The organism is Nostoc sp. FACHB-133 (assembly GCF_014698055.1).
GTDB lineage: Bacteria > Cyanobacteriota > Cyanobacteriia > Cyanobacteriales > Nostocaceae > Nostoc.
This window is the reverse complement of the sequence record NZ_JACJSH010000111.1, coordinates 1-11,204: the sequence shown is the minus strand read 5'-3', so window position 1 is coordinate 11,204 and position 11,204 is coordinate 1. Positions and strand designations below refer to the sequence as shown.

At 43.1% G+C, this 11,204-nt stretch carries 9 protein-coding genes; 6 read left to right on the top strand and 3 right to left on the bottom strand.

The window, feature by feature from the left end; genetic code table 11:
* Positions 1-490 precede the first annotated feature (490 nt).
* Positions 491-1,060, bottom strand: coding sequence for a hypothetical protein (locus H6G86_RS36500; RefSeq protein WP_190938451.1), 570 nt, complete (start codon positions 1,058-1,060; stop codon positions 491-493).
* Positions 1,061-1,316: 256 nt separating this feature from the next.
* Here H6G86_RS36500 and H6G86_RS36495 point away from each other — a divergent pair, with 256 nt between their 5' ends.
* Positions 1,317-1,553, top strand: coding sequence for a helix-turn-helix domain-containing protein (locus tag H6G86_RS36495; RefSeq protein ID WP_114085508.1), 237 nt, complete (start codon positions 1,317-1,319; stop codon positions 1,551-1,553).
* Positions 1,554-1,797: 244 nt separating this feature from the next.
* Here H6G86_RS36495 and H6G86_RS36490 read toward each other — a convergent pair whose 3' ends face one another.
* Positions 1,798-2,019, bottom strand: coding sequence for a hypothetical protein (locus tag H6G86_RS36490; protein WP_114085507.1), 222 nt, complete (start codon positions 2,017-2,019; stop codon positions 1,798-1,800).
* Between H6G86_RS36490 and H6G86_RS36485 the strand changes: the two genes are divergently transcribed.
* From H6G86_RS36485 to H6G86_RS36470, 4 genes are all read left to right on the top strand, one after another.
* The gene (locus H6G86_RS36485) at positions 2,018-3,112 is read left to right on the top strand and encodes a hypothetical protein (RefSeq protein ID WP_190938450.1); all 1,095 of its coding nucleotides are present in this window, start codon (positions 2,018-2,020) and stop codon (positions 3,110-3,112) included. The genes H6G86_RS36490 and H6G86_RS36485 overlap by 2 nt on opposite strands.
* Before the next feature lie 73 nt (positions 3,113-3,185).
* Positions 3,186-4,598, top strand: coding sequence for a replicative DNA helicase (gene dnaB / locus H6G86_RS36480; protein ID WP_190938449.1), 1,413 nt, complete (start codon positions 3,186-3,188; stop codon positions 4,596-4,598).
* A 230-nt stretch (positions 4,599-4,828) separates the two neighbouring features.
* Positions 4,829-5,788 (top strand): hypothetical protein, encoded by a 960-nt coding sequence (locus H6G86_RS38335; protein WP_199338562.1) that lies wholly within the window; start codon positions 4,829-4,831, stop codon positions 5,786-5,788.
* A 322-nt stretch (positions 5,789-6,110) separates the two neighbouring features.
* Positions 6,111-6,266, top strand: a complete 156-nt coding sequence (locus H6G86_RS36470; RefSeq protein WP_190938448.1) for a hypothetical protein — start codon at positions 6,111-6,113, stop codon at positions 6,264-6,266.
* 339 nt (positions 6,267-6,605) lie between these two features.
* On the opposite strand, the gene H6G86_RS36465 is transcribed toward H6G86_RS36470, so the two are convergent.
* Entirely contained in the window at positions 6,606-6,992 is a 387-nt protein-coding gene (locus tag H6G86_RS36465) for a CU044_2847 family protein (protein WP_190938447.1), read from the bottom strand.
* Positions 6,993-7,128: 136 nt separating this feature from the next.
* Between H6G86_RS36465 and H6G86_RS36460 the strand changes: the two genes are divergently transcribed.
* Positions 7,129-11,204, top strand: a 4,076-nt coding sequence (locus tag H6G86_RS36460; RefSeq protein ID WP_190938446.1) for an nSTAND1 domain-containing NTPase, incomplete at its 3' end; no start/stop codon positions are given.

The window sequence follows — 11,204 nt, the reverse complement described above, 5'->3', positions numbered from 1 at the left end:
GATAAGCCCCTCTTCTTAGAGGCTGTCAATAACCTTAGAAAATAACTTTTTAGAAGCCTTTTAGTCGTTGCACTCAATGGCTATAACCACGTAATAACAAAGCGCTTACCGATTCAAGACTTACTGAATTATCGATTTTACCCCCGTAAAAGCGCCCCTTTTGGACTAGTTGACGCGCTTGTGTCAAAGCCTTTGTCCACGATGCACGGTAGTATCTGTTACCAATGGTTAGAACAAACTCAACTGTATTGAGTTGTGATTTATCTCTGCTGTGTGCTGTTTATATAAGCTCGGCACTTCGTAGCAGCGCCTTAGCACCTTGTCCCGATTGAGCTTTAAGTCAGCACTCTTAGACTGACGCGGTAAAGGACGGAAATAGTACTGGGTGTATCTGATACTGTCGCTACTGGTTAAATATCTGTACAGGGTTCCATTAATGAAGTAAGTTTTGCTCTGGCTCAATAGCGTGACGCATCCTACAAGCTCTTTATCAATCATCATTTTTATCTCCCGCGACACACGCGCCTGTCAAGCTTGCACCCAGGAAGACGGCGATAGATGCGATGGCGCTTCCTTCAAAAATTTTGGCGTTGTAGATCCATGTGGGTTGATATTGGTCGCCTCTACTTTCTTCAATGCGGTCAACACCGTGACAAAAGATAGTACCAACAACCATAAAACTAGTAGTTAGTAAGCTCAGAATTGCTATTTCTGACGCAGCATCGAGTATGAATGAGCTAATTTTTTTACGCCAAGGAATTACACGGCGAATGTGCATTACTGGCTTTTGTTCTAGATATGAATGCCACTGGTCATCAGTAAAATTTGTGGGCTTGTAATCATAGGATTCGTGTTCGTCAAGTAGTTCGCCCACTGCTTGAATTGCATCTCCTAGCATCACATCTGGGGAGTATTCTAGTTGTCTGAATTCCTCCGAATCTCGGATTTCTATGAGCCAGCGATCTATTGCTTCTAGCCTTCGTAATTGATTTTGATTAAGCATTGTTCTCTGAAGGGGTAGTTCGTTGATTGCTTCTAAGTTGCGTAAATTGATATGCATGAATCCTCGCTTGTGATGCTCCCACGCACAATTACCACGACCGCAGATATAGAGCGGACGTAATACAGATAATCTGTGTTTATAGCTAGATAACTGTGTCCGGGCTATTGACGTATCGATAACCCGGACACTATGATATTAACTACAACCGCTCATTAATGTCAAGCGCTCATTAATATAAATCGATTGGCATTTACTAACGGTTGGAAATTAGCAATGATAAATGGTTGTATTGATAACCGTTTATTGTTACTGAATGCCTATAAGGAACCAAGTCAAGAAATTTGTAGACGGTTTGGGGATTACTCGCTATCGCTTTCAAAAAGATACGGGCATAGCACCCAGTACCGCTTACAACTTATACGATAATCCTGATTGGATACCACAAGTTACAGCTTTAAACAAAATCTGCGATTTTTACCGTGTCCAGCCCAGCGAGTTAATTTACTGGGTTCCACCAGAAGAAATTAAAGAAGACAAGGAGGATAAATGATCAACACCGACCAGCCACAGGACATAACAGAGCGGCTAAACGATATAGACGAGCGCTTAAAACAATATATATATACAGTTGCCCCGCTTACGGGGTTGATTATGCGAACTTGCGGATGTGGAGACTGAAGCGGGAGAGCAATGGAGCCTGGATAGGCAAAAACGCCGTCCCAGTAAGGCGTAAAACTGGGTGTAATATCCAAGAGCCACAGGGCAAGGATATGAGAGAGCCAAAGGGCAGACAGTTAGCCAAATGTTTGCCCCGTGTTCCAATCAAGAAACCCGCTCGGACGGGAATCTAAGCGGGTTTCTTGATTATTTGGCTGTACACAAGCGGTAACTCCGAAACGAAATTGTCTGTGGTAGGACTTTTCGGAACCGCGATCGCTGACTCTATGATAAGCAGTTCTGCGTTCGCGTTGCAAGGGAGTTATCCGAAATATTACAAATACTTCGGAATGTAACATGATGAACTCTCGAAATGTAGAACAAGCGCATGGCTATGTAGCACATGACGACAGAGATGATTTTAATTTTATTTTTGTCCACAAAGAATTAGACGATTTTGGGCTTGATCCATATTCATTTCGTATATATAGCCGAATCGTAAGACGTGCTGGCAAGGGAGAAGCCTTTGAAAGCAATAAAAACATGGCGGCAGGTTGTCGGATGTCGGAAGCGCAGGTCAAGCGATCGCTAAAGACTTTAACGACACATGGCTTGATTATCAAAGAGTCTCGCCCCGGTACAACTTGCATTTATCGTGTTGCGCCTAGACGCAATTGGTCAAACCCTATACCGATTATTAAAGAGTTTTGTACGGATAGCTCACACAGACCTACCCTTACCCAGGTCTCTCAGAACGGGGGGGTAGGTCTGACAGAGCTAGGGGGTAGGTCTGACAGAGCTAGGGGGGTAGGTCTGACAGAGCTAGAAAGTAATTCCCTCTTAAATACCTCTAATAAAGTCAATCCCTCTAAGAGCGATGGAGGGAGAAAAAAAGAGGAAAAGAAGAACAAAGAAATTGACCAAGAAAAAGCACTTCCAGATAATCACTACGCTGTTAATAAAGAAAAAGTCTCTGCAAATAACGAGAAATCCACTCATGAGGATCTAAATTCCGGCGCGGCGCGTGAGAATCATTCTCAAATTTTGGTTTTCAGTGATGACCCAGTTAAAGAAGTGGATTTCCTGCTTTACTATCTGACCTATCAGCGATCGCAGGGCAAAGACATTAACAACGTTGCCCCATACGTGACTACAGTGCTTTCTAAAAAAGATGAAGGTAGTACAGAGATATTTTGCTTATTTGAGCAATGGAAAGCGGGTTGCAGGAAATTAGAGCGCAAAATTAACAACTTTGCTGATGACCCCGTAGAAGTAGAGAAACAGCGCAAGAAGTATGATTTTCCCAGATGGGAGGCGCGGATGCACGATCACTACTACAGTATGCTCCAGTCTGAGGGACTATCTAAGTTTTGCAAGCATAAAGTATCTGCCAAATGGTACGAATGGGCAAGCGCCAAGTTTCCTGAAAGATTTGTAGATATTCCTGATTGACCAAGCCCCTTCTCTTCAGGGTTTTGGGTATCTGACTGTAAAAATTTAGACCTAATCGAAATCAGAGATTAATATGTACGCCAGTGACGACAACGTAATTCCTTTTGCCACTACAGCCAATAAGCTACCACCACAGAGCATTGAATCTGAAGAGGCGATACTTGGGGGCATCTTGCTTGACCCAGTAGCCATAGAACGTGTCCGCGACATTTTGAAGCCGCACCACTTCTATATCAGCGCTCATGGTCGTATATACAACGCAGCCCTTCGACTGAATGCCCAAGAATTGCCCACAGACTTGTTGATGATCACGAATTATTTAGCTGATAATAGTTTGTTAGAAATTATCGGCGGTCGAAACAAGTTAGCATCGCTGGTTGACAGGACGGTATCAGCAGTTAACATTGATGCGCTGGCAGGTCTAGTTATGGAAAAATGGAAGCGCCGGGAACTAGGTAGACTGGGAAACCTTGCAATCGAATTGCAGCACAAATCCAATGAAGAAACGCCCTTAGAGGAAGCCTTCTCACAATTACAGGACTTGATCTATGAGTTGCAGCGATCATCTGACACTGCGGGGGCCAGCCACATAAGAGATGTGATTGTTGATCTGTTTCAGGATATTGAAGACCGCAGCATCGGTAAGGTATTACCTGGGATTCCCACGGGCTTTTATGATCTTGATGCAATGACTTGCGGTTTTAACCGCAATGATTTAGTTATCGTTGCGGGTCGTCCGGCAATGGGGAAATCAGCGTTTGCGGCTCAGATAGCTTTTCATCTAGCCCAAGCTTATCAGTTTCCGGTTGTCGTGTTCAGTCTGGAAATGTCAAAGCTACAGATTGCCATGCGTGCGCTTTCAGGTGAGGCAGGCATAGAAAGCGGCTACTTGAAAACTGGGCGCATCTCTAACAAACAATGGGAACCACTATCACAGGGCATCGGTACACTATCAGAGCTACCTGTTTACCTCGATGACCGCCCAGACCCATCACTGAGCTATATAGAATCTGAATGCCGTAAAATCATGGCACAAGAGCGCCGTGATTTAGGGTTAATCGTTGTGGATTATCTGCAACTGATGGATGGTAACGGCGGGGGCAACAGAAACAATGAGATAGAAAAGCTCACACGCGGACTCAAGCGTTTAGCGATGAAGTTACAAACACCTGTAATGTGTCTATCGCAACTATCAAGAGCAGTAGAAAGCCGTAATAACAAACGCCCTATGCTCTCCGATTTACGTGACAGTGGCGGGATTGAGCAGGACGCGGACAAAGTAATCATGTTATATCGTGATGAATATTACGACCCCAATACGCAAGATAAAGGAATTGCAGAGATTATCCTTGCTAAAAACCGCGATGGGGCTACAGGCACAATCCAACTACTGTTTGATGCACACTTAACAAAATTTAAGAACATGGTGCGATCAGCTACGCTGGGCGGAACGCCATCGCAGTCGATACAAAATGTTTGGGATTAAAAAGCATGGTCAGAGTAACTTTTCTCTGACCTACTTCTAATTTATATAAATATGTTTTTACCTTTAGAAAAAATATTGTATTATATTTTAAATATGTGCTTTTAGGAGTTTATTATCTTTATTAAGATAATTAGATAGAAACTCTTTATGTCATAAATAATTAGCTTATTAGGTTAAGCTATAAACAAATTGCAAAGTATCCAATATTTATAAATTTACTGGGGGTAATTATGGATCCTGTCACAATCTTTATAATTGCGGCTGGATTCCTAGTTTTCTCAGCAATGATTTATTTCTTTTTAAAGGCTAATGATGCCGTAAAAAATGCTGAAAGATATAAGAAAGAAGTTGAGAGAATGAATCATGTTATTGAAGTTAAGTCTCGTGAGTTAGAAAAGCACAATGAGATTCTTAATCAACATAGAGAAAAGCTTGAGCGTTTAGAAAATCAAAATGATCAAAAGGTTAATTCGGCTAAGTTTAATGTAGAAGATTTAGAGCTAAAAAATTTAGAAATAATGGTCAATCAGGTTATTAAAGAACTTGATAATGAGAAAGGAAAGTGGAAAAAAGAACTTAGTGTAGCAACTACGATTTATAGTATCGCAGGAACATATAATAAGGATAGTGCTTTAACTTTAATTAGCTTGATTGTGCAAAGTTTAGTTCTTGGATCTCATCTTCTACATCCTGATAATGCCATACAAGTTTTAAAGGAACGCACTAATGAAATGGAGTCTAGGCTTCAAAATTTGATTGACAAAGTAGATAACTGGGTAAAAAATCATACGAATATTCAAGTAAATCCACAAACTCAAATTATCTGTATTGAATTTAAGAATGGGAAAAATATGGGTAATTATAAGATAAGTGGAGGAAATCAAGGTGCTGTTGGTGATCAAGCACAAGCTTCTGATTTTACTCAAATAAATGAATCTCAAGAGAAGCAATCTCTTGCTGATGCTGCTAATGAAATTCAACAGCTTTTAAAGGAGCTAGAAAAATCTAACCCTACATCAACTGATGCAGAAAAGATTGCTTATATTAATGATAAAACTTCTCCAAATTTTAAAAAACGTGCAATAAGAGCATTGAAGGCAGCTGGAGAGTCGGCTATTGAGGAATTTTTAGATAATCCATATATTAATGTTGGTAAAGCTGCAATCAAAGGTTGGATGCAACCTGAGTGATACCAAAACAAAAGGAGTTGTACACCATATAGTACCAACAGCGATCGCACCAGCAGTTAATGGCTCCATCTACTACCTCTTAAGCACGGCATCCTATTTTACTATTACCACATGGTTTCTGTTGTAAATTACGCAATTAAGGGAATAAATCTCTAGTTAGCTAATTGTTGAGGCTCATAATTGATGCAGCATTCCACGTTTGGGCTAATTCGTGTAATGCAGACCCAGTTGTTTTAAATCGCGTTTTCAACAGCAATTTTTTACCGCCCTCTTTGATTAGGATCAGTACCCAAATGTTTCTCAACCCGTTGTAGCTTAATGCATGTGGCGATTAGGTGCTAATCCATTAGTTAATTACAACGGTGAACTAGTCTACATCTGGCAGTACGGACAATCAAACGATGTTTGCATTGGTACTAAGCAAAAGCCAGGGGTAAAGGTTAGATGCGCTCATCTGCGTCCTTGGTTGGGCACTTGATTAGAAATCTAGATTTTGATGCACAATTTACAAAAATTAAGAACATGGTATGACCGAAGTCAGCACAAAGTGTCTGGGATTAAAAAGCATGGTCAGAGAAAGGTTTTTCTGACCATGCATCATGAGAATAATAGATGCTTAAATCAGTAAACCCGCTCATTGGTTAGGCTCTGTGAGCAATTTTTTCTCAAGCCCTTGAAGCTTCTTTCTCTAGCAGCAAGCGGTGCATTTTTCATGAAGTGGTAACAGGCTTTAAAACAGAAGAGGGGTTGCTCAAAGCGATCGTTAAACTAGAGAATGTTGAAGCTCTGTCGAGATACCGATAGCTTCCCAAATAACCTATGTATTCTCTTTAGGGAAAGAACATTCAACAGTAATTTTCATATTACTTTTAGCAGTACCTTTTGTCACATAGGGAACACCAGCCTCTCCGCCCATTTCGATGCCGAACTCTAAGGTAACTTTGTTGACTTCAGCGATCGGAATCTGTTTAAAAGCATTCAAGGTATAAACTGTATAAGTCCGAATTGTATTTTGAATCGACAAGAAATTTTGCATCATTTTTTGTCGTACTTGTTCAGGACTCATCCCTTTACCAACTAGCGCTTCTTCTTCCTCTTCCTCATCCAACACCACCGTGTTGACTACAGGAATGTTTACATCCTCTGTAGCTTCGATGTAGATTACGGTGTTGTCATCTAGTTTGATAGGTATGACTTTTGTCATGAAATGAACTCCTGATAGCAGTAATTTTAGTAATTACCACAACTTTATAGAAGTTTTTACGGAATATTTATGAGTTTTTTGTAGTTACTGAGTGATAATGCTGAAAACAAAGATTCTCTAAAAATTTCTCCTACTTATGATTAGAGACGCGTTGGTAGTAGGAATTAATACTTATAGTTATGAACGTCTGCCTAGCCTGACAGCACCAGCAATTGATGCAGAAGCTATAGCCAAACTACTAGAGCGGTACGGTCAATTTAACGTTAAGCGGCTACCAAGCGTCAAAGATAAGGAAAATAATACTGTTCGTGTTGGTCAAAAGACCTCAGTTACCTTAACGCAATTAGAAGAAGCGATAGTTCAACTGTTTAAGCCTGAAGGCAAGAATGCTCCAGATACCGCACTGCTGTATTTTTCTGGGCATGGACTGCGAAAAAACAGAGGTATTCAAGAAGGTTTTTTGGCGACAAGTGATGTTAACCCAGATTTGGGTAACTGGGGTATTCGCTTGAAATGGCTGCGGGAACTTTTGCAAGACAGTGAGGTAAAACAACAAATTATTTGGCTGGACTGTTGTTACAGTGGCGAGTTACTAAATTTTGCGGAGGCAGATCCTGGAGATAGGGGTAAAGGAAGGGATAGATGTTTTATCGCAGCATCCAGAGAATTTGAAGTTGCCTATGAAGCGATCGGCAGCAGTCATAGCGTGTTGACAGAAGCTTTGTTGCGAGGACTTGACCCGCAACACTCAGCAGGAGCATGGGTAACTAACTATACTTTAATTGATTTTCTCCATCATCATTGGGATAACTACCCACAACGCCCCATTTTTGCTAATTCTGGTAGTGCAATTGACTTAACACGCACTTGGCAACAGCAAAAGCAGGAGTCTGGTTATGCTGTCACTGGCTCCGTTTGTCCTTACCGTGGTTTACAGTACTTTGACTGTAAAGAATCAGACGCTGAATATTTTTTCGGCAGAGAAGCGTTAACAGACCAATTATTAGAGAAAGTCCGTTCTAGCAACTTCTTGGCGATTTTAGGAGCATCAGGTAGTGGAAAATCGAGTGTAGTTAGAGCAGGCTTACTGTATCAAATTCAACTAGGAAGGAGGTTGTCAGGTAGCGATAATTGGTCAATTAAGATTTTTCGCCCTGGCGAGCATCCCCTCCAGAGTTTAGCACTGGCTTTTTTAGATTCTGGACTATCAGTAATTGATAGAGCATCTCAGTTAGCCAAAGCAGAGGAACTGCTAGTCAAGGGTGGAGTCGGCTTAGGGCAATTGATTCATGCTGCTGATACCGAACGGGTCATGTTGGTGGCAGATCAATTTGAGGAAGCTTTTACCTTATGTCAGGATATTGAAGAACGACAAAGATTTTTTGAATGTTTGCTGAGTGCTTTATCTCACACTAATAATAAGCTCTGCTTAGTGTTGACAATGAGGGCAGACTTTTTTGGGAAGTGCGCGGAACAAGAATATAGTGGGCTGGCACAACAGATTCAGCAACATCTGGTGACAGTGACACCGATGAGACGGGACGAACTAGAACAAGCAATTACTGCACCAGCTTTGAAGGTGGGTTTACAGGTACAAAAAGAACTGGTGCAGCAAATAATTGCCGATGTAGAGGATTCACCTGGAAGTTTACCGTTATTGCAGTACACGCTGACGGAACTTTGGCAGCAGAAGCAATTCACCCTAGCGGCATACATCCGTTTGGGAGGTGTCAAGGGAACCTTAGAAAAACGTGCTACTGAGGTTTATGAGTCTTTATCATCAGAGGAACAACCGATTGCCAAGCGGATTTTTCTCGAACTCACCCAGCTAGGAGAAGGAACAGAGGATACCCGCAGACGAGTCTTGCTGCAAAATTTGGTGTCATCACCGCGAGAAGAGGCGGTATTAGAAAGAGTAATTGGAAAGTTGGCGGCTGAAAAAGTTCGGCTCGTTGTGACGAGTACTTTGGTAGAGAAAGGTGCAGAATCGGGACGTTTGGCTGTCGTGGATGTTGCTCATGAGGCGTTGATTCGTAATTGGTCAGTGTTACGGCAGTGGATTTCGGAAAACCGAGAGGCATTGAGACAACAACGGAAAATTGAGTCATCTGCTCAAGAGTGGCTGGATAATGGCAAGATTAAGGATTACTTACTGCAAGGGGTAAAGTTAGCGTCATCTGAAGATTTTTGGCAAAACCACGGTGAAAGGATTTCTTTAAGTGGTTTAGCACGGGAGTTAATTGCAGTTAGTCAAGCAGAACAAAGGCGGCTCCAACAAGAAACACAAGAACGGCAACAGCGAGAACTTCAGCAACAGATAAAAGCACGTCTTGCAGCGCAGACCACTACTAAAGTAGCTGTAGGTTCCACGCTTGTAGTAGGTGCAGTGGCAATTTTTGCCTTTGCTCAGTGGAGAGAAGCTCAAGTTCAATCCCAGGTTGCCCAACTACAAAGCTTGAATACAATTGCCACACAATCTTTAAACTCAAATTCGCAACTGGATGCACTGATCAACAACGTAAAAGCCGGGAAGGAATTGCGAAAAGTTGAATCATTAAGTAGAGCAGATGCGGATACCAAGATGCAGGTTGTAGCCAACCTGCGCCAAGTATTTTACGAAACTAGAGAGCAAAACCGTCTTGTGGGGCATGAGTATTCAGTTTCGCAAGTCGCCTTCAGCCCGGATGGCAAGACCATTGCAAGTGCAAGTTTTGACAAAACAGTGAAACTGTGGCGGATGGATGGCAGTCTCATTACTACCCTCAAGGGGCATGAGGATTTACTTTGGCAAGTCGCCTTCAGCCCGGATGGCAAGACCATTGCAAGTGCTAGTGCTGACAAAACAATGAAACTGTGGCGGATGGATGGCAGTCTCATTACTACCCTCAAGGGGCATGAGGCTGAGGTTTATGATGTCGCCTTCAGCCCGGATGGCAAGACCATTGCAAGTGCTAGTGCTGACAAAACAATGAAACTGTGGCGGATGGATGGCAGTCTCATTACTACCCTCAAGGGGCATGAGGCTGAGGTTTATGATGTCGCCTTCAGCCCGGATGGCAAGACCATTGCAAGTGCTAGTGCTGACAAAACAATGAAACTGTGGCGGATGGATGGCAGTCTCATTACTACCCTCAAGGGGCATGAGGCTGAGGTTTATGATGTCGCCTTCAGCCCGGATGGCAAGACCATTGCAAGTGCTAGTAGGGACAAAACAGTGAAACTGTGGCGGATGGATGGCAGTCTCATTACTACCCTCAAGGGGTATGAGGATTCAGTTTGGCAAGTCGCCTTCAGCCCGGATGGCAAGACCATTGCAAGTGCTAGTAGGGACAAAACAGTGAAACTGTGGCGGATGGACGGCAGTCTCATTACTACCCTCAAGGGGCATGAGGGTTATGTTTCTGATGTCGCCTTCAGCCCGGATGGCAAGACCATTGCAAGTGCTAGTAGGGACAAAACAGTGAAACTGTGGCGGATGGATGGCAGTCTCATTACTACCCTTAAGGGGCATGAGGCTGAGGTTAGGCAAGTCGCCTTCAGCCCGGATGGCAAGACCATTGCAAGTGCAAGTGAAGACAAAACAGTGAAACTGTGGCGGATGGATGGCAGTCTCATTACTACCCTCAAGGGGCATGAGGCTGAGGTTTTGCAAGTCGCCTTCAGCCCGGATGGCAAGACCATTGCAAGTGCTAGTAGGGACAAAACAGTGAAACTGTGGCGGATCGATGGCAGTCTCATTACTACCCTTAAGGGGCATGAGGCTGAGGTTAGGCAAGTCGCCTTCAGCCCGGATGGCAAGACCATTGCAAGTGCTAGTAGGGACAAAACAGTGAAACTGTGGCGGATGGATGGCAGTCTCATTACTACCCTCAAGGGGCATGAGGATTTACTTTGGCAAGTCGCCTTCAGCCCGGATGGCAAGACCATTGCAAGTGCTAGTAGGGACAAAACAGTGAAACTGTGGCGAATGAATGGCAGTCTCATTACTACCCTTAAGGGGCATGAGGCTGAGGTTAGGCAAGTCGCCTTCAGCCCGGATGGCAAGACCATTGCAAGTGCTAGTAGGGACAAAACAGTGAAACTGTGGCGGATGGATGGCAGTCTCATTACTACCCTCAAGGGGCATGAGGATTTACTTTGGCAAGTCGCCTTCAGCCCGGATGGCAAGACCATTGCAAGTGCTAGTGGTGACAAAACAGTGAAACTGTGGCG

Bases quoted from the DNA above. Each gene is read 5' to 3' on its own strand.
- H6G86_RS36470 (WP_190938448.1), top strand. From the start codon at position 6,111: ATGTGGCGATTAGGTGCTAATCCATTAGTTAATTACAACGGTGAACTA.
- H6G86_RS36490 (WP_114085507.1), bottom strand. From the start codon at position 2,019: ATGTTACATTCCGAAGTATTTGTAATATTTCGGATAACTCCCTTGCAA.
- H6G86_RS36500 (WP_190938451.1), bottom strand. From the start codon at position 1,060: ATGCATATCAATTTACGCAACTTAGAAGCAATCAACGAACTACCCCTT.
- H6G86_RS36485 (WP_190938450.1), top strand. From the start codon at position 2,018: ATGATGAACTCTCGAAATGTAGAACAAGCGCATGGCTATGTAGCACAT.
- H6G86_RS36465 (WP_190938447.1), bottom strand. From the start codon at position 6,992: ATGACAAAAGTCATACCTATCAAACTAGATGACAACACCGTAATCTAC.
- H6G86_RS38335 (WP_199338562.1), top strand. From the start codon at position 4,829: ATGGATCCTGTCACAATCTTTATAATTGCGGCTGGATTCCTAGTTTTC.
- H6G86_RS36495 (WP_114085508.1), top strand. From the start codon at position 1,317: ATGCCTATAAGGAACCAAGTCAAGAAATTTGTAGACGGTTTGGGGATT.
- dnaB (WP_190938449.1), top strand. From the start codon at position 3,186: ATGTACGCCAGTGACGACAACGTAATTCCTTTTGCCACTACAGCCAAT.